Annotated in this window: 21 protein-coding genes and 1 pseudogene; 21 read left to right on the top strand and 1 reads right to left on the bottom strand. The window is 31.6% G+C overall.

Annotated elements, in window-relative coordinates; genetic code table 11:
• The first annotated feature begins 81 nt into the window (after positions 1–81).
• The 13 genes and pseudogenes from ACM55F_RS14300 (at position 82) to ACM55F_RS14240 (ending at position 12,462) form a co-directional block, all read left to right on the top strand.
• Complete coding sequence (locus tag ACM55F_RS14300; RefSeq protein ID WP_416854491.1) at positions 82–240, top strand: hypothetical protein; 159 nt, start codon at positions 82–84, stop codon at positions 238–240.
• Positions 212–511 (top strand): hypothetical protein, encoded by a 300-nt coding sequence (locus ACM55F_RS14295; RefSeq protein ID WP_416854490.1) that lies wholly within the window; start codon positions 212–214, stop codon positions 509–511. Before ACM55F_RS14300 ends, ACM55F_RS14295 begins: the two co-directional genes overlap by 29 nt.
• On the top strand, positions 477–2,117 hold the full coding sequence (locus tag ACM55F_RS14290) for a hypothetical protein (protein ID WP_416854489.1): 1,641 nt from the start codon (positions 477–479) through the stop codon (positions 2,115–2,117). The genes ACM55F_RS14295 and ACM55F_RS14290 overlap by 35 nt, the downstream gene beginning before the upstream one ends.
• A complete protein-coding gene (locus tag ACM55F_RS14285; protein ID WP_416854488.1) occupies positions 2,117–2,614 on the top strand; it encodes a cysteine peptidase family C39 domain-containing protein in 498 nt (165 codons plus the stop codon). Before ACM55F_RS14290 ends, ACM55F_RS14285 begins: the two co-directional genes overlap by 1 nt.
• A gap of 32 nt (positions 2,615–2,646) precedes the next feature.
• Positions 2,647–2,949, top strand: coding sequence for an HlyD family secretion protein (locus ACM55F_RS14280; RefSeq protein WP_465245389.1), 303 nt, complete (start codon positions 2,647–2,649; stop codon positions 2,947–2,949).
• 270 nt (positions 2,950–3,219) lie between these two features.
• Complete coding sequence (locus ACM55F_RS14275; RefSeq protein WP_416854486.1) at positions 3,220–5,712, top strand: TonB-dependent receptor domain-containing protein; 2,493 nt, start codon at positions 3,220–3,222, stop codon at positions 5,710–5,712.
• A gap of 92 nt (positions 5,713–5,804) precedes the next feature.
• The gene (locus ACM55F_RS14270) at positions 5,805–5,984 is read left to right on the top strand and encodes a hypothetical protein (protein ID WP_416854485.1); all 180 of its coding nucleotides are present in this window, start codon (positions 5,805–5,807) and stop codon (positions 5,982–5,984) included.
• A gap of 74 nt (positions 5,985–6,058) precedes the next feature.
• Positions 6,059–7,315: a radical SAM protein gene (locus ACM55F_RS14265; protein WP_416854484.1), complete on the top strand. Its 1,257-nt coding sequence runs from the start codon at positions 6,059–6,061 to the stop codon at positions 7,313–7,315.
• A 38-nt stretch (positions 7,316–7,353) separates the two neighbouring features.
• On the top strand, positions 7,354–9,528 hold the full coding sequence (locus ACM55F_RS14260; protein ID WP_416854483.1) for a peptidase domain-containing ABC transporter: 2,175 nt from the start codon (positions 7,354–7,356) through the stop codon (positions 9,526–9,528).
• 719 nt (positions 9,529–10,247) lie between these two features.
• Positions 10,248–10,478 carry a hypothetical protein gene (locus ACM55F_RS14255; protein ID WP_416854482.1) on the top strand — a complete coding sequence of 77 codons (231 nt, stop codon included), beginning with the start codon at positions 10,248–10,250 and terminating at the stop codon, positions 10,476–10,478.
• 240 nt (positions 10,479–10,718) lie between these two features.
• Positions 10,719–11,075, top strand: a pseudogene (locus ACM55F_RS14250) (DDE-type integrase/transposase/recombinase); the annotation flags it as partial.
• Positions 11,072–11,536 (top strand): HlyD family secretion protein, encoded by a 465-nt coding sequence (locus ACM55F_RS14245; protein ID WP_416854481.1) that lies wholly within the window; start codon positions 11,072–11,074, stop codon positions 11,534–11,536. The pseudogene ACM55F_RS14250 and the gene ACM55F_RS14245, both read left to right, overlap by 4 nt.
• A gap of 605 nt (positions 11,537–12,141) precedes the next feature.
• On the top strand, positions 12,142–12,462 hold the full coding sequence (locus ACM55F_RS14240) for a hypothetical protein (protein ID WP_416854480.1): 321 nt from the start codon (positions 12,142–12,144) through the stop codon (positions 12,460–12,462).
• Between the two features lie 229 nt (positions 12,463–12,691).
• Here ACM55F_RS14240 and ACM55F_RS14235 read toward each other — a convergent pair whose 3' ends face one another.
• Entirely contained in the window at positions 12,692–14,407 is a 1,716-nt protein-coding gene (locus ACM55F_RS14235; RefSeq protein ID WP_416854479.1) for an AraC family transcriptional regulator, read from the bottom strand.
• 352 nt (positions 14,408–14,759) lie between these two features.
• On the opposite strand from ACM55F_RS14235, the gene ACM55F_RS14230 reads away from it, so the two are divergent.
• The 8 genes from ACM55F_RS14230 (at position 14,760) to ACM55F_RS14195 (ending at position 23,989) form a co-directional block, all read left to right on the top strand.
• A complete protein-coding gene (locus ACM55F_RS14230) occupies positions 14,760–15,500 on the top strand; it encodes a hypothetical protein (protein ID WP_416854477.1) in 741 nt (246 codons plus the stop codon).
• Positions 15,501–15,833: 333 nt separating this feature from the next.
• On the top strand, positions 15,834–16,694 hold the full coding sequence (locus ACM55F_RS14225) for a helix-turn-helix domain-containing protein (RefSeq protein WP_416854475.1): 861 nt from the start codon (positions 15,834–15,836) through the stop codon (positions 16,692–16,694).
• Positions 16,695–16,792: 98 nt separating this feature from the next.
• The gene (locus ACM55F_RS14220; RefSeq protein ID WP_416854474.1) at positions 16,793–17,998 is read left to right on the top strand and encodes a hypothetical protein; all 1,206 of its coding nucleotides are present in this window, start codon (positions 16,793–16,795) and stop codon (positions 17,996–17,998) included.
• A 133-nt stretch (positions 17,999–18,131) separates the two neighbouring features.
• Positions 18,132–19,619: an aminotransferase class V-fold PLP-dependent enzyme gene (locus tag ACM55F_RS14215; RefSeq protein ID WP_416854472.1), complete on the top strand. Its 1,488-nt coding sequence runs from the start codon at positions 18,132–18,134 to the stop codon at positions 19,617–19,619.
• A 344-nt stretch (positions 19,620–19,963) separates the two neighbouring features.
• Positions 19,964–20,437 (top strand): hypothetical protein, encoded by a 474-nt coding sequence (locus tag ACM55F_RS14210; protein ID WP_416854470.1) that lies wholly within the window; start codon positions 19,964–19,966, stop codon positions 20,435–20,437.
• Between the two features lie 132 nt (positions 20,438–20,569).
• Complete coding sequence (locus ACM55F_RS14205) at positions 20,570–20,908, top strand: DUF4134 domain-containing protein (RefSeq protein WP_416854469.1); 339 nt, start codon at positions 20,570–20,572, stop codon at positions 20,906–20,908.
• Between the two features lie 258 nt (positions 20,909–21,166).
• A complete protein-coding gene (locus ACM55F_RS14200) occupies positions 21,167–21,484 on the top strand; it encodes a DUF4133 domain-containing protein (protein ID WP_416854468.1) in 318 nt (105 codons plus the stop codon).
• 30 nt (positions 21,485–21,514) lie between these two features.
• Complete coding sequence (locus ACM55F_RS14195; protein ID WP_465245388.1) at positions 21,515–23,989, top strand: TraG family conjugative transposon ATPase; 2,475 nt, start codon at positions 21,515–21,517, stop codon at positions 23,987–23,989.
• Positions 23,990–24,005: the final 16 nt, after the last annotated feature.

Here is a 24,005-nt window from a genome sequence, read left to right as displayed (position 1 = left end):
TAAGAAAATGATTTAACAATTATTTTAACTTAAATATTTAGGCATAGTATCTATGCCTAAATATTTTTATAAAACATTTTTATGATTCTCATATTAAGCAAACCTGGCGATAGAGATACCGATTTAGTTATTGAATGGTTAAATTTTTTTAAGACGCCAGTTTTAAGAATTAATGACGAAGAGTTGATGCAAGGAATTACCTCTTTTTCACATGATTCTAATTTCATTGAAAATTCGTGACCGTAATGGGGACATAAAACGCCATAATGAGGATCAATCTATTTTTGGCAATATTGACATTACTGATTTGAATGAAGTTGTTGATAATGAAGAGGTAAAAAAATTTTGGGCAATTAGTAAAGATAAAATTTTGGTCTGCAAGGATTGTGAATTTCGCTATATCTGTCCAGATGGTAGTATTCCGTTTAAAGAAAAAGAAACGGATATATTCTATTCAACTAAAACAAAATGTAATTATGACCCATATAAAAACCTTTGGAATAATGTATAGATTCTCTCATTTATTACTGTTGTTGCTATTAATTTCTTGCAGCTCCAGTAAAAGTAAATTGCCTGAAAATAATTATTTCAATAGAAATTATTTTTACAATGATTCTTTGAAAGTGGGGATTGATTTTGATAAAAATGTTCAATTCAGAGAAGTTTCTTCTGATAAAGAAAAAGAATTTAAACAATTATTAAAGAGCAATAAAATATCGCCAAAAGATCTTTTCTTAGTTGCTGATTGCAAAGAAAAAGGCGTTGAGATCTACTTTTTCTACAAAAATGTACCGTCATCGAGTATTAATCCAAACAATAGGAAAACTGTAGTGTCTGATACGGTAAACAATACTTTCTTTTTTGAAAAACAAAAAGGGAAAAGGAAAGTATTAGGATTAGTAAAAACCAATGCGGCTAAGGATAATACCCCTTCGATATTTGTTACTGATTTATTGAATAAAATAGCTATCGACTCGTTGAATACAAGCAAAATGTCATTTGTATCCATATTTGCAAAAAATTTCCCTTCTGTCCATCCCAATCCTCTTTTTGCAAGTAAAAAGTTGGAAACAGCACCTTTAAAATCGAAAGGAGGTAATGATGATAAATTTCAATTCCTATCAACGGTTAATTCTTCAATGTCTAACAATAAACTGTATGATTCTTTAATTGTAAGTTACGAAAAAGAACGTAAACAAAATTTTAATTCTTTGATTGTCGATTTATCTAACAAAGAGGATGTTTACAAAGACAATGCTGTTTTTGGTAAAATTGCAGAAATAGCAAAAGAAAACCAAGTTATTATGCTTAATGAAGATCATTACTATCCTAAGCATAGATTATTTGCGATGGAATTATTAGAAACCCTAAAAGCTAACGGATATAATTATTTATCATTAGAAGGATTTAATATAACAAGTAATGAAAAGGAGTCAACTCCAAATTATCATAATGGAATTTATACTGACGAGCCTTATTTTGCTCATTTTATCAGAAAGGCAATAGCTTTAGGGTTTACTGTTTCAGGACATGAAAACGTTGATAAAGGGGGTGATAGAGAAATGGGTCAAGCAAAAAATATTATGAAAATTTTAGAGAAAGATCCTAAAGCTAAAATTTTTGTATATGTAGGTCATAACCATATAGAAAAGAAAAACGAAAAGAAAAACTGGATGGCAGAATATTTTAAAGAATTGTCTGGAATTAACCCAATAACAATCAATCAAACAGTTATTTGTGCAGATACCAAACAAGACTTGACCTTATTGCCACGCAAATATTTTAATGATACAACAAAAGTCAAATCCTCTGCTGATTATTTTTTGGTTAACAACCTGAAACCAAGTTTAAAAATAATATTCCCGAATGTAATATTCAAAAAAACAATTATTAAGGATGCGAAATTTTCTGACTATAAAAATAAAGAGGTTTTAATTGAAATAATTGATTTTAAAGAATTTGATTTAATGAAGAACTTGGCTATTCCAATTCAAAGCTTTTTAATGATTCCTAAAGGAAAAGAAATTAATTTTGAATTGCCAATTGGTAAATACCATGTTTTTGTAAAAACAGATAATGACAAAACAATTTATGATGATGATATAATTGTAAATTAATGACAAAATTTCCGTATTATCATCAATCCGACAAAAAAGATTGCGGTCCTACCTGCTTAAAAATAATAGCAAAATACTATGGCAAAACAATAAATATTCAGGAACTGCGAGATTTTAGTGAAACAAGTCGTAATGGCAGTAACCTGCTGTTGATAAGTGATGCCGCTGAAATGATAGGTTTTAGAACACTAGGGGTAAAACTAAGTTTAAAAAAACTTGGAGAAGTGCCTCTTCCATCTATACTGCATTGGAATAAAAATCACTATGTTGTTATATATAAAATTAAAAAAGGACAGTATTTTGTTTCTGATCCAGCATTTGGACTAATGGAATACACTACTGAAGAAATTTTGAAATTTTGGATTGGGAATAATGCTGATGAAACCACAGAAGAAGGTATTGCATTATTATTTGATCCTACTCCTAAATTTTTTCAAAATGAGTTTGATGCAGAAGAGAATAATGTATTACTGCGGGTGATGCTATTTTTGCTGTAATTCCTACTTTAGAAAAAGGGTATATTGGAAAATTGAAAGCGCCAGCGCTAAATTCTGGAAAAATACAAGTAGGTCAAGCCGTAAATATTCGATTAACTAATTTTCCGGACAGTCAATACGGAATGTTGAATGGTAAAATCAAGAATATATCATTAACACCCGATAAAGACGGGAATTTATGGATTGATGTAGTTTTACCAAAAAAACTGGAAACTTCTTATCATAAAACAATTCCATTTCAGCAAGAAATGTCTGGAAGTGCTGAAATTGTTACTGAAGATTTAAGGTTGACAGAACGTTTGTTATATCAGTTTCGGGATGTTTTTAAGAGGTAATTCGTTCGATAGTACTTTTTTTATTGGAGCTTAAATCAGAATTTTTAGCATCCAGTTTATATCGCAAAATCTACTTAGCCTGACTTGCTTTTTTAAGCTAGTATGGCAATAATTAAAGATATTTGGTATTGCTGCGATCCAAATTTTAACATAGATTGTTGTTAAACTACCTCATTTGTTAAAGGTTGTTTTCGCTGTATCTCTATTTCATTTCTTCTTTATACTTTCGGCATGGGTAATTTTACTTTTATTCATGCCACATAGACATTTATGTTCATTAATAATATTAGAGGAAAACTAGATGATGAGAAATCGAAATTTATAAGAGCAACATTGCACAAAAAAACAAGTATTAATAAGACTATAACCGTGAATAAAAGTTTTTTTTTAATTATTCTAATACTATTATTTATACCCATTACATTATTTTCTCAAATAAAAGTAACGGGTAAAATTGTCAATCAAAAAAACAAGGCTATAGAACTTGCAGAAGTCCTTATTTTAAGTAAAGATTCTATTGCTTTAAAAAGCGAATTGACCAATATCAATGGTGAATTCGCCTTATTAACAGAAAAAGGAGATTATCTTTTGCAAATAAGACAGCTGGGAACCATTTTATGGAAACAAAAAATTAATGCGCTACAGGATTTAAATCTAGGGACTATTACTATTACCAAAAATGAACAACATTTAGCGGAAGTGGTGGTAATGAGTAAAAAGAAACTTATTGAAAAGAAAGTTGACAGATTGGTTTTTAATGTAGAGAATTCTATTGTAGGTTCTGGAGGTGATGCATTTGATGCTCTAAAAGCGATGCCTAGTTTAATAGTTGGAGAGAATTCTATATCGATTGTTGGAAAATCCATAGTATCTGTCATGATTGATGATAGATTAATTCAACTTTCAGGAGATGATTTATCTAATTTACTCAGGTCAATTCCATCTGAAAATATATCGAAAATAGAAGCTATTACGACGCCTCCTGCTAAATATGAAGCTGAAGGAAATAGTGGTCTGATAAATATTATACTTAAAAAAACTAAAAAAGATTTCTTTAATGGAAATATTAAAACATCATATACACAAGCAAAATATGGAACAGAAAATATTGGTGCCGGTATTAATTACCAAAAAAATAAGCTAACGGTTATTTCTAATTTTGATTTTACTGACGGTATAATTGCTCCTTTACAGAAATATGATATTTTTTATCAGAAATACACTTGGAAGGAAAACTACATTGTAAAGAATGCTCGAAAAAGTAATAGTGCAAGAATCGCTTTAGATTATAAAATATCACCTGCTACATCTATTGGCATTGAGTATAACGGGGCACTAAATCAATCGGATATAAAATCTAAAAATGATTCGCAGATTTATAATAAAATTTCAAATCAATTAGATTCTACAATTGTAACATCCTCGATTAAAAATATTGATAGAAAAGCCAATTCATTAAACTTTCACGGAATAACTAAACTTGACACAATTGGTAAGAAAATTTCGTTTGATCTGGACTACTTTGAATATAATTATTCTGTTAATAACAATTTTAATACTAATACATTTTTTCAAAATGGAGACTTAAAACCTAATAGTTCTTTTTTTGCCATTAACGATGGTTTTCAAACTATTAAAATTTATTCATCAAAATTTGATATTAGTTTGCCTTTACAGCTGGTTAATCTATCATTGGGAGGAAAATTGTCTTTTACTAAAAATGATAATGAAACTTTATTCTATGACATTTATTCCAATGGGTTTGTTTTAGATTCTGAAAAGAGTAATCACTTTTTTTATGAAGAAAACAATAATGCCTTATATGCTTCAGTAAATAAGGAATTATCAAAAAAATGGAATATTCAATTAGGGCTAAGATTAGAAAACACAACAACTAAGAGTTCATTAGCTGAATTAAGGAATAGTTATAAAAATAATTATACCGAATTGTTTCCTTCTTTTTATTTGACCTATCAAACAAACAATGATGCCACATTCTCACTAAGCTATAGTAGAAGGATAGAAAGGCCTTCTTATAACCTATTGAACCCATTTAGAATTTACTCTACTTCGACCAATTATACAGAAGGAAATCCTTATTTAAGGCCTTATTTTAGTAACAATATTGAATTATCATGTGTAAAGGGCGACTTTTATCATTCAATTTTTTTTAATTACATAACTAAAGGTATTGATCAAATTACTTTTACAAATGATGTACTGAATTATCAATATACCAAACCTTTTAATTTTTTTACCAGTAAAAGATTTGGTATTTCCGAGAATTACACTTTTAATAAGATAAAGGGTTGGCAAAGCAACAATGGCATAAATATTTTTTACACTAAGACCAGATCAAGTTTAAAGCAAACACTTCCAGTTGTTGAAGGATTATCTATGTATTTATCTAGTTACAACAATTTTACTCTTAACAGTTTAAAAACACTTAAAGCAGAGTTAAACTTCACCTACCAATCTGCTTCAGTTTCTAATAGCTATAAAACTACAGGATATTACAAGTTTGATGCTGGGATTAAAAAAGAACTATTGAATAAGAGATTACAGTTATCAATAACAATCACTGATATATTTAAAACAAGTGCAATTACTTTTAGCAATAATATAAATAATATTCAACAGGGAAAATTTGATTATCAGGATACTCAAAAAATTAGACTTTCAGCAGTTTATAAATTTGGTAAATCAATTAAGGATGACAAAAGAGAATTTAGTAATAAGGAAGAAGAGAAAAGAACTAAATAGATATTAACTTATTTAAATAAAGCTTGCAAGCCAGTCCAATATTGACTTTACGACTTAAAAAGAACAGTCACTAACATTAAATAAATTATATTATGAAATTTAAATTAAACAATGATGATTTCAAATCATTAGAGAATTCAGTTAGTCTGATTGAAAATCCAGTATTAAAAAAAGCTGCATTAGATGTTACTAATTCCCAATTTTCTGGGGGAAAAGAAGCTCCTAATTGGGCAAAAGTTGATTTTGCCGAAGCTATTTGGACACAAGCTTAATAAACGAGCAAACCGTCTATTTTTAGACGGTTTGCTTTTGTTTAAAATACATTTCTTAAATTAAAATATAAAATATGAGAATTAATAAAATTGTTGTAAAAGTAGCCAGTAGATGCAATATAAATTGTTCATATTGTTATATGTATAATCTAGGTGACTTGTCTTATAAATCACAACCGAAATTTATTGAAGAAAAAACTATTAAAAATTTTGTAAAAAAAATACTTATCCATTTGCAAAAAACGAAGTTAAGCACCCTTGGAATTATTATTCATGGCGGTGAACCTTTACTAATGAAAAAATCAGACTTTGTGAGTTTTATAAAACATTTTGACATAATAAAGGAAAATAATATTCAAGTTAGTTTCACTGTACAAACAAATGGAATTCTTTTAGATGATGAATGGTGCGATATATTTAAGGAGCATGGTGTACATGTTGGTATTAGCTTAGATGGGCCAAAAGAAGAAAATGACATGTATAGAGTTGATAAAAAAGGAAATGGTACATATGATGATGTTATAAAAGGATTGAATATATTGAAAAACAATAATTTTAATACAGGTATTTTATCAGTAATGAATCTAAATATTAATCCAGATGAATATTACGATCATTTTAAAAGTCTAGAGTTAAAATCTGTCGATGTCTTACTATTAGATGCAAATCATGATAGTCATGAATCTATACTTAGTAGCAATACAACTCCTGCCCAATGGTATATCGATGTTTTTGACAAATGGTTTAATGATGAACAAAAATTTAAAATACGTTTTTTTGATATGATAATCAAAGAAATAATGGGTGAAAAAATAGGCATTGATTCTTTGGGAGTAAGCGAAAATAATGTTTTGGTACTAGAAACAAACGGAGGTTTAGAAGCTGTAGATGTTTTAAAATTATGTGGAGACTCATTTACAAAAAATGGCATAAATATTAACACCCATGAAATTGATGAGGTAAGTAAATCTGACTTAATAGATGTTTATTATAATTCAGGAAAATATCTGCCAAAAAAATGTCTTGCTTGCCCAGTTCAGGAAATTTGCGGTGGCGGATATCTACCACATAGATATAGTTCTAAAAATGGCTTTAATAATCCAACAATATATTGTGACGATTTGTTGAGACTAATAACGCATATTCAAAATTCTGTCATAGATACTCTACCAAAAGAACTGGTATTACGAGCTGGGCTTTCTAAATTAACTTATGAAAATGCCTTAAAAATTATTGATGATAATCTGCCTACTATTCCTGAACCCAAATATATTGCAAAATTGGAATCTTTTAAAAAGAGTAAACAGGAATTATCTACAAATGTTTTATGATATTAAAAAAATGATTCTATTAGTTTACAGATTTAATTATGAAATTAAAAAAATTTCCATTTATTCAACAATTAGATGCTTCGGATTGTGGGCTAACTTGTATTAGAATAGTTAGTAAGTATTATGGTGTAAATATAGCTGTTAGTAATCAAATCTTCATAGAAAGTAATCTTACAAGACAAGGTTTGTTATTATCAGAATTAGAAAAAGTTTCTTCGAAAATAGGTTATGAAAACTTATTTGTAGAAATTGATTTCAATGAAATTAAGGACAATGTTATTTTACCCGCTATATTTTTATGGGGTAATAATCATTTTATTGTTGTATACAAAATAACTAAAGATAAGGTATATGTAAGCGATCCTGGAATTGGTCGTTTGATTTATAAAAAAGAACAATTTTTAAAAGGTTGGAAGGGAAATAGCCAAAAAGGGATTATTTTTTTATTAAAGCCTAGGAAAGAGTTAACACTACATCACGAAACAGAAAAAAATAAACAAAGAAAAAGTCTGCTTTTTGTATTACGAAATTTAATGGATTATAAAAAGCAGGTTTATCTATTGGTTATTATTCTATTATTATCATCCATTACAGAATTTTTTTTTCCATTTTTTACACAAAAAATTATAGATAAAGGAGTGAGGTTGAAAAATATATCATTTCTTTATTTAATTCTAATTGGGCAAATAGTTCTTTTTGTCAGCAAAATAATTAATGAATTCTATAGATCTTGGTTGTTTATAAATATTAGTTCAAGAATTAATTTAAGTTTAGTTTCTAGCTTTCTAATGAAATTGATGGATTTGCCTATTAAATTTTTCTTTTCAAAAACTATTGGAGATTTACTTGAACGCATTGAAGACCTTAAAAGAATTGAGAAATTTTTGACAGAGGACTTATTGAAAAGTGTATTTGCATTCTTTAGTCTAATTATTTTTAGTCTAATTCTTCTACATTTCAGTTTATCAGTATTTTGTATTTTTATTATAGGTAACACTCTGCAATTGACCTGGATTTTTATTTTCTTAGAAAGAATTAAAATTTTAGATAAAATCAAATTTAAATTGGCTGGTAAAGAACAAAGTAAAAACATTGAATTGTTAACCGGTATGCAAGAAATTAAGTTAAATAATTTAGAAAATCTAAAAAGAGAAGAATGGCAGAAAATCCAACTAGAGCTTTTTAATGTGAATACTAAAAACATTCAATTAAATCAACGATATGAAAGTTATCGCTTTATATCATTTTTTACTTCACTTTTAATAACTTTTTCTTGTGCATTGTCGGTGATAAATGAAAGCTTATCTATTGGAACAATGATGTCCATCGTGTTCATTATAGGAGTTGTAAATGCCCCCGTAACACAATTAATAAATTGTATTTTAAATTATCAGTTATTAATGGTGAGTATAACAAGATTAAATGAAATTAATAGTATCTCTGACGAATTTAATGGTATTACAAAAAGCAAAGTCTTTAATAATGGTAGTATTGAATTGGTAGATTTATCTTTTTCTTATAACGGAATTACAAATGTTTTAGATGATATAAATCTTAAAATTGAAGAAGGCAGTACTACTGCAGTTGTTGGTTTAAGTGGTAGTGGAAAAACTACCTTAATTAAGTTAATATTAAAGTTTTATAGCCCACAAAAAGGATTAATTAAATTAAATAAAACCAGTATAGAAGATATTGATGATGCAAGTTGGCGAAGCAGATGTGGTGTTATTTTTCAAGATAGCTTTATATTTTCAAATTCAATTGTTTTTAATATTACCCTAAGTGAAAATCATGACCCAGATAAATTACTTCTTGCAGTTGAAAATGCAAATATAAAGTCATTTATAGAAGAGTTACCAATGAAATACGAAACAATAATAGGTCAGGAAGGAATAGGTATTAGTCAAGGTCAAAAGCAACGAATACTCATTGCCAGAGCTATCTACAAAAATCCAGATTATATTTTTTTTGATGAAGCAACAAATTCACTAGATACTGAAAATGAAAAAATGATTGTTAGTAATATAGAAAAACAGTTTAAGGGAAAAACGATACTGGTAGTTGCGCATCGTCTAAGCACGGTTATCAATGCCAATCAAATTATTGTGCTCGAGAAAGCTAAGATAGTTGAAAGAGGTACTCACAATGAATTGATTAATTTAAAAGGGAAATATTTTAATTTAGTAAAAAATCAGCTAGAATTAGGACATTAAAAAAATGAAAAAAACAATATTTGGAGAAATTCCTGAAAAGTTAAATGTATTAGGATTAATAGTTATAATATTTAACATTGCAAGTATTTATGTTGTTGTTAGAATATTATTCTTCAGTTAAAAATTAACAATATTCAATCTTATTTTACTTAATAAATGATAAAGATCATTTATTTGATATTTCGAACCATAATAAGCGTCTGAAAAATTTAGACTTTCAGGTGTTTTATGGATATTCCGCTGCAAAGGTCGCCATGATTCCGCTACAAAGTGCACAGCTTCTCACACGATTCTTTTTTAAAAAAGCGTTCCATTTAAGGTATTGTGTTGAAAATGTTATAGTGTTGTTGAGTGATCAAAAGTGTCCGATGTTTTGGAATAGAAAAAGGAAAGCCTAATGCTAGAGTAAATTTTTGGTATTGGGTTTTTCTATTTTGACCGGTGTTAGGTGCAAATAGTTTCCTATTTTTTAATTTTATATTATTGTCAGACAATTTATGACGCATTTTTTTTATGATCTATTCATCTTCTCGTATTTCAACCAATGTCAAACATTATATCAGAAACGGATTATTCGACAACTTGCCCAATACCATAAAAGCCAAAATTCCCAAAACAAATAAGCCGACAAGTACCTCGGTTGCGAAGTAGCCAATTTTATAAAAGAAGAATTAGAATTCATAAAACGGACTGGAGAATCTAAAAATGCAAAAAAAGTCATGGAAGCTTATTTCAAACTTTCTGATACCTATCATGAGATTATCAGCGCAGTAAAAGGAATCAAACGACAAATGGCACTACAAAAAGAAAAATTGGTAAATGCCGTCGAAATGGTAAAAGATATAGTTCCCGTTGAAAGTGCATTAAAAGCCTTCAATATTTCCAGAGCTACCTATCACAATTATAAAGTACTTGTTATTAATAAATGCGACTCTTCGTATTTTTTGTAGTGTGTCAAACAATATCCGCATGAACTATTAAAAAAGGAAATTTTTCAAATCAAAAAATAGATGGAAAATGAAGACCATCTTCATTGGTCTAAATCCTCTGTTTACTTGTTGGCATTACGCAGCAAAGAAATTTCTTTTAGTTTGACCACTTGACAAGTATAGCAAATTATTAGGCTACAATACCTCAAGGAATTTACAGTCTAAAATAAATATTCCTCTCTTACCAGTTATAGACCCAATGAAATTTGGTGTGCCGATGTAACGATACTGAAAACGGCAGATGACAAAAAATATTACATTCATTTTTTGATGGATCATTATTCTAAAATGATTCTAGGATATAGAATTGAAAACAGTTCCAGCCCAAAAGCCATTAGAGATTTGTTGGAACAAGCATATTTGAAACACAAAAACAAAGAACCCATGACTTTTGTCACCGATGGCGGTGTGGAAAATGTAAACAGTACGGTTCAAGAATTCCTAACCACTACCGGCCAAGACGTCAAACACTTAATTGCCCAAAAAGACATTCCTTTTTCGAACTCTAAAATTGAGGCGTTTAATAAAATCATTAAACACCAGTTTTTTATCAGTTGAAAAAAGTAATAAAAGATTGGGAATTAGCATATGTATTACAATCTTCGGTTACAGGTAAAGTTTCTTTTTTACAAATCTGGACAGCCAATCAAACTATTACTGCGGGTGATGCTATTTTTGCTGTAATTCCTACTTTAGAAAAAGGGTATATTGGAAAGTTGAAAGCGCCAGCGCTAAATTCTGGAAAAATACAAGTAGGTCAAGCCGTAAATATTCGATTAACTAATTTTCCGGACAGTCAATACGGAATGTTGAATGGTAAAATCAAGAATATATCATTAACACCTGATAAAGACGGGAATTTATGGATTGATGTAGTTTTACCAAAAAAACTGGAAACCTCTTATCATAAAACAATTCCATTTCAGCAAGAAATGTCTGGAAGTGCTGAAATTGTTACTGAAGATTTAAGGTTGACAGAACGTTTGTTATATCAGTTTCGGGATGTTTTTAGGAGGTAATTCGTTCGATAGTACTTTTTTTATTGGAGCTTAAATCAGAATTTTTAGGATCCAGTTTATATCGCAAAATCTACTTAGCCTCACTTGCTTTTTTAAGCTAGTATGGCAATAATTAAAGATATTTGGTATTGCTACGATCCAAATTTTAACATAGTTTGTTGTTAAACTACCTCATTTGTTAAAGGTTGTTGCTGAAGTTTTTTTATTGATAGCTGACGTCCTACTTTCGGATAATTAATTCTCTAAATTAATTATTTGTGAAGAAAATACTCCTAGTGATAGCTATAATTATTGCTGTCCTTTTCATTGAATTTGTTACACTAAATAAGACACAAACTAAAAGAGTTTCTAAAATTACGGAACAATTGCGTAAAGGAAAAATTGTGTGTTGAGCAATTTAACATCAGCTTGCTGTTTCCAAAAAAAGAAAAAATTTTTTATGTCATACCCATCTTATAGCGCATAGGGAATATTCAGTTCTATCTAAACAGAGTTAAGGGGTTTTGAAGATGGAAAATTAAGGGAAAAGAATTAAAAAGGCATTTGTTTTGAGATTACTTTGTTTTATGAGTTTGGCAATTTTTATAAATAATTTAAACAGGAATATGAAAGATTTTTTTAAACAATTATTCAGAGGATCGGGTGACGAAATCGATAATTACGAATACATTAATGCTGAAGATGCCATTTTGAAATGTTCTGAATTAAGAAGTGATAAAAGGCATTCTGATGCGATAAGACTCTATGAGAAGTTTGCTGATGAAATTATGGAAAGTGACTATGAAATTGTTGCTCTCACAACTATAATAAAAATATGTCAAGAAAATTTTGACACACCAAGAATGGTTAGTTACGCAAACCGGTTAAAATCGATAGCTCCGGATCATCCTTGGGTAACTGAATTAAGCAAGTATTATTTGGTATAATGCTAAAAAAATGATGGTTTGTGAGTTTACATCGCATGATTTTTAATGATTTATTTATGAATAACTGTCTTTAAAGATTATTTGATATTGTACTTGCTTAAAATTTTAATCGAATAATAAAGATATTTATAAAATGAACAGGCTTTTTATTATTATTTCTACAGCATAATGCATCATTGTCATTTTTTTTAGTTAGGAGACTGCTAGAAACTAAATCAAAAGATATCTATTAATTGGTATAAGAATTTCCAACATTAATTTTGGACTGCACTTTTTTGAGTTCTTCAATAAAATAGGAGGTAGGCATTCCCGTTTTGGAAGAAAAAGCATTTGCAAAACGTTGTGTACTGCTAAAACCGGCTTCTTCGGCTAAAGCCATGTTAGTGTAATTCCTTATTCTTTTATCCTCTTTTAATAATGAAATGATATGATCAATTTTTAGATCATTGATGTACTTTGTGAATTTTTTCCCTCTGTAATGGTAAATTATTTTTGAAAGATATTTTGCATTTGAACCAAAAGCTACCGTAAGCTTTGCTGCTGTCAAATCTTTTTCGAGAAATTTTTTATCCTTTTCAAACTTTTCCAATTGTTTCAACACAGCAGCAACAGTATCTTGATTTATCTCTGCTATTCCATTAGTTATATTTTTGACTTCAACTTTATTTTTGGCTTCAACTTTAACCTCACTTTTCTTCATTAGTTCCTCAAACTTTTGTCTGTACATATTCTTGTTCCTGATATGTCTAGAGGCAATAAATAGCAGAAAAAAAAATAAAAGAGCTATTATACCCGTAAAAATGAAGTCATTATACTTTCTCTGATCTAATAGGTTTTCGATTTTTTTCTTCTCTATCACCAATTCTTTGGTATCATACTCTTTGTGAATTCTACCGGATAGATATTTAAATTTAGTATGTAAGATACTGTCCGCTTTAAGTAATTTTCCAATGTAATGGAGTTGACTTTTTGGGTTGTTTTTCGATTTATAATAGTTTATCAATAATTCATAATTCTCGCGAAGATCGGGACGAATGTAACCTTTGTCTTCAAAAAACTGATCTACTTTTATGAAATATGGCAGTGCCATTTGGGGCTTCTTTAGATCCCAATAGCTTTTTCCGATATAAAAATAGCCTACGGATTCATTTGCGAAATCTTCGTTCTCGTGAATAGCAGGTAGTGAATAGGTTATTTTTTTAATAGCCGAAGCATAATTATTTTTAAAATACTGATTAATCCCTTCCGAGTGAATGAAGTAGTGCTTCATTTCATCATTAGCCAATCTTTTCCCTTCTAGAATACCTTTCGCATTTGTTTCTGTACATAAACCGTAATTGCCAATTCTGTTGTGGCAAAGCCCCAGCGAATGAAGTGAATTTAAATAAGCTCTGGGATTTTCTCCTTTAAAATAAGCGATGCATTCCCTGAATAATGCTATTGCTTCATCATAAAATCCCAGATAGTATTTTATATGGGCAATACTATATTTTACCTTGTAGGTTAAATACTGATCGTTGGTTTTAGAAATGAAATTATTTGCAATTAGGTAATTGTCTAATGCATAATCATGTTTTTTCTGAGCATAGTATACAATTCCCTTTGAAAGATAGGCGGAACCAATCAAGGCATTATCCATCGATTTTTTTGCAGTATAAATCATACTGTCTGCATAGACCAGTTTTAAATTTTCGGGCGAATGATGGACATAATTTTTATACCCGTTTATGATCTGCTCCGGTTTTTTTTCTGATTTAGCTTTCTGTAAAAAGGATTGAAGATACAGTGATTGTTTTACACTGCCATCTTCTAAGGCTTTTATGTGTTCAAACAGATAATCATAATCCTTACTTCGAAGTGTATCGGGGATTTTAAATCCATTTTGCTGTGCACAAACTGGATTTCCTAAGTAAAGAGATAGTATAAATAGATATTTTTTAATCATAGGTTAAATAAGAAATGGGGAACTATTTTCTCTATAAAATCATTTTTGAGCACAGGGCAATGCTAACAAAAAGGTCTTGGGGTATTTTGAAAGAAATTACCTCAAATGTACTATAAACAATTGATAATGCTGGTTTTTTTTATAAAAAAGGAGTGTGGATTTCCAGAAAATCCATACCATAATTCTTGGAAACCCATAGGGGATGTGTTGCAAGGTCGAAATTCGACTTCTAGCTTTGCCTTGAATTCAAAAGCAAAAAATATTTGGTATCGTGCCAGATTAAAGTTCTGCTTACCCGGGTGAAATGAACTGACGAATAAAAGTACTCAGTACCATTTAACACATTTTAATCATGAAAAATATTTCATTAGGATTAGTGATTTTACCATTACTAATTATTTCCTGTACCACTGATAATTTTGATACAGCTGACAGTATTGTTAGTAAAGTAAGCGACAAGAAATCAGAAAAATGGGCAAGCCTGGTGCAAAGCTTGACCCCTGAAAATCCGGAGAACGTTTATGACTACGCCGGCAAGTTACATAATGACCTACTGGAGACTTATTCGGCAGGGAATTATCAATACAGTACAATTGCACAAATTAGCGAACAGGTTCACGCTATCGCAGCTGGCAATAGCGATGTGGCGCTTTTAAATTTAGAACCGAACCTGTCTGATAATTTTGAAGAGATACAAGAGATTATAAATAATCCAGAGGCTAAATTGGAGGAAGCCATTTCAAACTCGTCCATGACAAATGCAGCAAAAATTAGTCTTTCCAGTTTTATGAACGCTGCACTTTTATGGGAAAACGAGGAGTATGGAGCGATCTATCAATCCATAATTTCGTATGAATCCGCAGTGATGACCAATGCTAATTTTAGCGCCGAGGATAAGAGAATAATCCTCACCACGTCCTCTATAGCCAGATATTCACTCTACTCTGATAAGCAGCCGCCCCATGATGAAGATTGGGAGTCAAGTGTTGGTAACCGTGTTGGCGGAGTTAGTGGCGCTATCGATAATTCATTTACTGCCATTAGCAGATCACTTATAACAGGGATTGTGATAAACAATCTTGTAGCTGACTGATGATGCATCGAATCCTATTGATTGAAAAGGAAATAATATACGTGTTTACAGTGTCTTTGATTCTCTTCAATCTAGTTAGCCTTTATTTCATCGTAGACTTATTGAGCTACGATGAAATAATTGGTTATCTCACAAATGGTGAGATAAAAAGTGGTAACCCACGGAATTTGGCATTTCTGTTTTTCGGAACCACAGTTTCAAATTTATTGTTTGTTTCAGTTGCATTGTTAGCGAAATTACTTTATCAGAATCCTGCAAAAAATAGATGAAGTAAAGTAAGAGGTAATGCATTCATTGATTCTATAAATTAAAATTTTAGCAAAAAATATTATTTTGGTAGATAAAAATTCAAAATATAGCCCTTTAGGTTTGGTAGTCCGTGTTCATGAAAATATTTTATCTAAAATTTCATGTCAAGAACTATTTAAGGAGAACTGTTTTTCTATATTGATAGTGAACTTCGGTTATTTATGTATCAAAACAAAAGATACAGAGATTCATCTATCTGCAAATGAAATTATAGTGATTCCAACAAGGACTTCTTTTAAAGTTTTGAAAAGAAGTGATCAACTTCAGATTTCTTTGGTGTCATTTCCCTCAGCGTTTATTTTTAAAAACAGTATAAGGAGACCGTATGTAGGGTATTTTGAATTTTTTGTTACAAAAGTCCCTTCTAAGGTTTCTCTTAAAAGTGAAGATGCAGTACTACTAATTGATTTATTTAAATTGATCGATAGTAAAAGAAGAAGTTCAAACGAGCACATTTTTAAAAATGAGGTAGTGCTCTTTAGTTTTAATCTATTACTGTATGAGTTAGCAAGCATATATAGCATATACTCCCGGTATATTAAAATAAGGTACACCAGAAAAGAAACAATTGTTATGCAATTTTTTAGAATTTTAGAAAGTAATTGCAAGACACAACACGGTGTAAAGTTTTATGCTGATGCTTTGTTTATTACGACTGGTCACCTTACCAAAACAGTTAAGGAAGTAACTGAAAAAACGACCAAGCAGTGTATTGAAGAAGCACTTGTTTTGGAGACAAAGATCTTACTTCAAAACGAAGATTTGACCATTTTGCATATTATGGAAGAATTACAATTTAGCAATATTTCTTTTTTTAGCAATTTTTTCAAAAAATACACTTCGATGTCTCCATCGGAATATCGCTTAAGGTTAAATATCTATTGAATCGTAGAATCTATAGGTTAGAAATATTCTAGCAATATTGATTAGTGTGCTTTTGATAATAAGTCGAAAGTACTATTTAGTAAATAAAAGTAAGAAGTATGAATCAGACCTATCTTTTAGAATGGCTAGATTTACTGGTAACTTTCACCCTGAATCCTAGCAAAACCGATGTTAATGAAATAACAACAGTCCAGTCAAAGGCTATTATTGAAAAGACAATAGAGCAAACATCATTTATTCAATCTGAATTTAAAATCAAAGTTTTTTCTCTTAATAAGGAAAAGCAAATTAAGATTATCGTTGGGAACTATCACTCCTCCTTAATAATCTTCTTAGATAGTGTTATCGAAAGAAGCCATAATGTTGCGTTTGAAAGATTTGATTTAAAGCAAGTGATAAACACATTAATCTCGTGTTTTGATGAACTGTTATCTTTTATAGAAACTCGATTCTCAGATTACTTAAGTTTAGATCTGCGAGTACCTGCAACCTATCTGGTTGTATCCAAAAAGAAACTGAAACAGAAAATTGACAAATTGAAAAACAGCTCCACTTCTGCTATAAATAATCTAAAGGTTACTACTATACTTTTTGATAGTTTGTATTCTTTCGTGAACTCCAAAAGAAATGAAAAGGTCACATTTCGACAAGTGCTGTACAGGAAGCAATTGATCAAAGAATTAGAATTACTAAAAGTTATGCAGAATGAAGACCGAGCCAACTCAGCAGTAGATGAGATCTTAATTTACATGAATTTTAATAGTAGGACATTTATAAACTATTTTACAAAGTGCGTGGCAGACAAAATAAATTGTTGTGAAAATGCCGCTGGCAAGATGGAAAATCTTCTATTTTATTTTAAAGAATTCAATCAGATTCATAGTAAGGATGGGGTAATCCTAAACCCACATCATCAAGATTTGAAAACAGTCTTAAGCGATTGGTTTAAACATGAAATGATGTATCTAGAGAAGAAGTTGCATTTTTCAGTTGTTCCTCTGCAAAGTATGGATAAGAAACAGAATCAAACATCGGTAATTGGTACTACTAACGACAAAGTTTTATGCAAACTTTCAACAGACCAGACTGCGTTACTGTTGCGAGCCTCTGATGAATTAAAAATTCTCATTGCCAAATCAATGAACCATGTCTTTAAAACAATAGTGCCTTTCTTATCAACGCCTAACAAAGTTGACCTTTCTTATGATTCAATGCGCAGTAAATCATACGTTGCAGAAGAAAGAGACAAGAAAATCGTGATTGAAACATTAGAACGTATGATTAAGCAGATAAAAGAATATTAATTGAATAGCGCCTTATTCCTTATCCACTTCTGAAGATGATAAAAAATCTAATATTCAAAAAGTAAAGATTGCGGATGCTGCTACATTCTCAATTTCATAAAATAATAATACCTTTGAGTTAAATTAAATTGCAATGACTACAATTGAAACACCAACACAATTAGAACTTTATTTCCAAAAATTTCGTCAGAATATAATAGGAATTAACCAAGAGTTTCGATCACCTTACGGAAAAAAACAAATTATTTATACGGATTGGACCGCCAGTGGTCGTTTGTACCGTCCTATTGAGGAAAAGTTGATGAATGAGTTTGGTCCTTTTGTAGCCAATACCCATACTGAAACTACGGTTTCGGGAACAGCAATGACTAAAGCATATCATCAGGCGAGACATATTATTAAACAGCATGTGAATGCCAATAACGATGATGTTTTAATTACTGATGGAACAGGAATGACAGGCGTTGTCAATAAATTTCAACGAATTCTGGGATTAAAAATACCAGAAAACCTAAAGGATTTCATTAATATTCCAGCTGAAAAGAAACCGATTGTGTTTATTTCGCATATGGAGCACCATTCCAATCAGACGTCTTGGTTAGAAACGATAGCTGATGTTGCCGTTATTCCTTCATCTGAAGATGGATTATTTAGTATAAAAAATCTCGAAGTTTTATTAGAAAAATATAAAGAGAGAAATTTTAAAATTGCTTCAATAACGTCTTGTTCCAACGTTACCGGAATTAGGACACCTTATCATGAAGTCGCTAAAATCATGCACCAACATAACGGACTTTGTTTTGTAGATTTTGCCTGTTCAGGTCCTTATGTAAAAATAGACATGCATCCCGAAGATTCCGAAAGTTATTTGGATGCAATTTTCTTTTCACCCCATAAATTTCTTGGAGGACCAGGAACTTCCGGTGTTTTAGTTTTTAATAAAAAATTATATCAAAACTTGATTCCCGATAATCCTGGAGGAGGAACGGTAAGCTGGACAAATCCTTGGGGCCAACACAAATACATCGATAATATTGAAGATAGGGAAGACGGGGGAACACCCGGTTTTCTTCAGGTGATAAAAACCGCTTTGGCTATTCAGTTGAAGGAACAAATGGGAATTGAAAATATTTTGAATAGGGAGCATGAAATCGTTACTATTGTTTTGGAATCCCTTGAGAATATCCCAAATATTAAAATCCTTGCGGGTCAGCATCGGGACAGGTTAGGAGTGATTTCTTTTTTTATAGAAGACTTACATTTCAATTTGGGTGTAAAGTTATTGAATGATAAATTCGGAATCCAAACTCGCGGTGGTTGTAGTTGTGCCGGTACTTACGGTCATTTTTTACTGCATGTGGACCAGGAAACTTCCCATAAATTAATTGATGAAATTACGCTGGGGGATTTGATCAGAAAACCGGGTTTGATCAGAATGTCCATTCATCCCACAACCACAAATGCTGAAATTGAATTGGTTTGTGATGGAATTAAAGCCTTGGCCGAAAACCATAAAACTTGGGCTTTAGACTATAATTACAATTCAACTGCAAATGAGTTTGTACACAAACAGGCACAGCCTTTAGAAGATGAATTAGTGAAAAAATGGTTTTCTTTGTAAAAGTGGAGGTTTTAAAGGCATTAAAAAAAAATCACGTATCAGAATTTTTTTTTCGATAGCCAATGATGTAATATATTAAAAAGTACCGCCTGTTTTAAATTTCTCTTAATTATACCGTTTATTAAGCCTCCTATTTGGAGGTTTTTTGCATTTTTTTATACATTTTTCTATTGATTTTGCTAAGGGTACAAAAGGAACAATTGGGGTACAACAAAAAGTTGGACTTGTGGAGCTATACAGGTTATTGTTTCTTTGCCCTGTAATGATGAACATCCCGGATTTGGAATACGTTTCAATTATCCGTGTTGGAAAAACTAATGTAGAACGATAAAAATGATGAGCGTATGTTTACAAACATTTCATGGGGCAATTATATAGTTGTAGTTGTCCTGCTAGGAGTAAGTTGGTATTTATTTGTTGGATTACGATTTTACTTTGCTGAGATTAAAGATATCGCAACGGGAAAACGGAAGTTTCAATTCCGAAGTTATCCCGAAATCCCGTCTAATTCAAGTTATCAGGAATCTCCTGACAGTACTTTATCACAATCGTATTTAACAGAATCCGACCAAACTTTTAAGGATGTAGATCATCTGGTAGAAAGATTGAAAAATGTTGTCGCAGATGCGGCTCAAAGAAAACTGCACCAACAGGAATTTGTAGATTATCTTGGACTGGTTCTTATTGAATATCCATCTGTAAAAAATTCTCCGTTTCGCTCCTCAGTCAGCGAACTGATTGTCTCCGAATGTGACAAACTCGAATCTATCCATTTAACCCAGCAGGAAGCGGAAGGGTTATGGAATGAAAAAAACTAATACAACATTGCGGAGGAAATGCCCCTGTCCGTCTCATGCGGTATGGTTTTATGTGACAGGAAAGAGGTATTGAGACAGCGGCTAAACCTCCGCTTTTTTATCTAATTATTTGAATTTTTAAAATAATGTGTTATGAAAAAGTGTCTCTCGAATTTTAAAAAATTTACTCAACAAAAAAAAGGAATTGCCACTACTGCTCTTATAGTGCTGGCAGCTAATTATCAAGCTTATGCGCAAGACGGCCTTGCCGGAATTAACGAGGCTAATGCGCAGGTGCGAAGCTATTTTGATGCGGGTACCGAACTAATGTATGCTATAGGTGCCCTTTTGGGCTTGATAGGTGCTGTCAAGGTCTATCAAAAGTGGAATGCAGGAGACCCCGATACTGGAAAAGTTGCAGCAGCCTGGTTTGGAAGTTGCGTTTTTCTTGTTGTTGTGGCAACTGTAATTCAATCCTTCTTCGGTATTTAAAGGTATTCGACATCGTATTATCTCGACTAAATAACAAAATATTTAGAATTTCTTTAGGTTAGAGATACCAATATCTTAATAAACCCTTTATTAAATATTTGAATTTTTCTCGATTGTTCACCGTTTGATAGTGAGTTTTTGGAAATGTATTCTTAATTCAGGGAAGTCGGGATTCAATCATAAGAAGTGATCACTTGAATTATTACCACCCCCTTCTTATATCATCTTTAAAAGTATCAATTCTTAAAAATACTAACTATGACAAACAGTGTGTATCAAATCAACAAAGGTATTAATCAGAGTATTGAATTCAAGGGGCTTAAAGCGCAGTATATATGGTATTTAGGCGGTGGTGTTATAGTTCTATTATTTATTTTTTCTTTTATGTATATCATTGGTTTGCCATCGCTTGTCTGCATTGGGATCATAGGTATTTCTGGAGCATTACTGGTCATGAAAGTCTATAAAATGAGCCATAAATACGGGGAACATGGCATGATGAAAGCTTTAGCCAAAAGACAAATACCCAAAGCCATTAGAACGCAGAGCAGGAAAATTTTCAAAATAAAAAAATAGCATTTGGCCAAAAATTTAAAACAGGTAAAGATGAAGATGGAAAAAATGATAAATGATATTTTACCGATTATGGATGTGGAGCATGATTGTATCCTGTCTAAACAGGGAGATGTAACAGTAGTATTTAAGGCGGAGTTACCGGAGATATTTACCTTGTCAGACCAAGAATATGAAGCATTCCACCAAGCGTGGCTTAAGGCTGTAAAATTACTTCCGAAGTTCAGTGTATTTCATAAACAAGACTGGTTTATTGATAGCAAGTTTGAAGCTGATTTCACTAATGAGGACACTAGTTTCCTTGCACGAAGCAGTGAGCGGTTTTTTAACGAGCGTCCTTTTTTGGATCATTCTTGTTATATTTTACTGACCAAAAAACCAGCAGGCAGGAAAACATCCAGTTCCTTGTTCTCTAATTTACTTAGAAGTTCAATAGTTCCCGAAGAAACATTAAAGTCGCAATTGCGTCAGGAATTTATAGATAGTACCGGGCAATTCAGACGAATATTGGAAGACAGTGGTTTTGTTAAATTAACCCGTCTGGGCAATGACGAACTCAGAAGTCATAGTAGAAAAATGGGTATTATAGAGCGTTACTGCTCGCTTTCTGAAAAAGAAGACTCTTTTGTTTATAAAGATATCGCTTTCAACGATGGCTTGCAGGTTGGAGATAAATATTGTCAAATTTATACCCTGGGTGATGCAGCTGACCTTCCTGCTCTTTGCGGTTCCAGAATTAACTATGATAGGTACTCGACAGACAAGACTAAATTTAGTATTGGCTTTGCATCCACCTTAGGACAGTTGCTTTCCTGCAGTCATATTTATACCCAGTACATTTTCATAGAGGATGCTCAAAAAACGTTACAGAAGTTGGAAAGTAAAAGATTGCGATTGCAGTCACTATCTGCCTATAGCAGGGCGAATCTAATTGCGCGGGATGCTACCAATGATTTTCTGAACGAAGCGATTAGCCAACAACGTTTACCGGTAAAAGCTCATTTTAATGTATTGGCATGGACAGCGGATAAAGAAGAACTGAAAAATATAAAAAACAAGGTTTCTTCAGCACTGGCACAAATGGATGCGGCTGCCAAGCAGGAAACCGTTGGAGCTGCACAAATTTATTGGGCTGGTATTCCCGGAAATGCCGCAGACTTTCCGATGAATGACACCTTTGATACGTTTGCGGAACAGGCGGTATGCTTCCTGAATATGGAAACGGGATACCGTTCGTCGTTAAGTCCTGTAGGAATACGTTTGGGTGACCGTTTGACTGGCAAACCGGTGCATGTGGATATCAGTGATGAACCTATAAAAATGGGAATATGTACCAATCGGAACAAGTTTATACTCGGGCCTTCCGGCAGCGGGAAATCCTTTTTTACTAATCATATGGTGAGAAGCTATTACGAACAAGGAACTCATATTGTGCTGGTAGATGTTGGACATAGTTACAAAGGGTTGTGTGATATGGTGGGCGGTTATTATTTTACCTACGATGAAAAGAATCCCATACGTTTCAATCCTTTCTACGTTAGCGAAGGTGACAGTCTGGATACAGAGAAAAAGGAGAGTATAAAAACCTTGCTGTTGGCGCTGTGGAAAAAAGACAATGAAACATACAATCGAAGCGAATATGTTGCATTATCCAATGCTTTACAGCTGTATTATGAAAAGCTCGAAGCAAACAAAGAACTGTTTCCTTGTTTTGACAGTTTTTACGATTTCCTGAAAGGCGATTTTGTCAAGGTGTTAGAAGGAGATAAGGTGAAGGAAAAAGATTTTGATATTAATAATTTCTTATACGTTTTACGCCCCTATTATAAGGGAGGAGAATTTGACTATCTGCTGAATGCTACTGAAAATCTTGAATTATTAAGTGAGCGATTTATTGTGTTTGAATTGGACAATATCAAGGATCACCCTATCCTTTTTCCAGTAGTGACCATCATTATTATGGAGGTCTTTATCAGTAAGATGCGTAAGCTAAAAGGGGTCCGAAAAATGATATTAATTGAAGAAGCTTGGAAAGCTATTGCTAAGGAAGGTATGGCAGAATATATAAAGTATTTATTTAAGACTGTTAGAAAATTCTATGGAGAGGCAATAGTAGTCACACAGGAAGTAGAGGATATCATTTCATCCCCTGTAGTTAAGCAGGCAATCATCAATAATAGCGATTGTAAAATATTGCTGGACCAGAGTAAATACCAAAATAAATTCGACCAAATTCAAGAATTGCTGGGACTTACTGAAAAGGAAAAGGCATTGGTTTTGTCTGTAAATAAAGCGAATGACCCTGATAAAAAATATAAGGAAGTATTTATCTCATTGGGAGGGATGTTGTCTAAAGTGTATCGTACGGAAGTGTCCCTTGAAGAATATCTTGCCTACACGACAGAAGAAACAGAAAAAGTGAAAGTACAGGCATACGCCAAAAAATTCGATGGCGACATCAAAAAAGGGATAGCGGCCCTAGCCAATGATTTACGTGCGCAAGCTTGAAGATGAAATAAGAAAC

Origin of the sequence: Flavobacterium melibiosi, from assembly GCF_048158545.1 — a bacterium.
Taxonomy (GTDB): Bacteria; Bacteroidota; Bacteroidia; order Flavobacteriales; family Flavobacteriaceae; genus Flavobacterium; species Flavobacterium melibiosi.
Note: the sequence above shows the minus strand (reverse complement) of the source record. Positions and strands in the feature narration are given on the sequence as shown.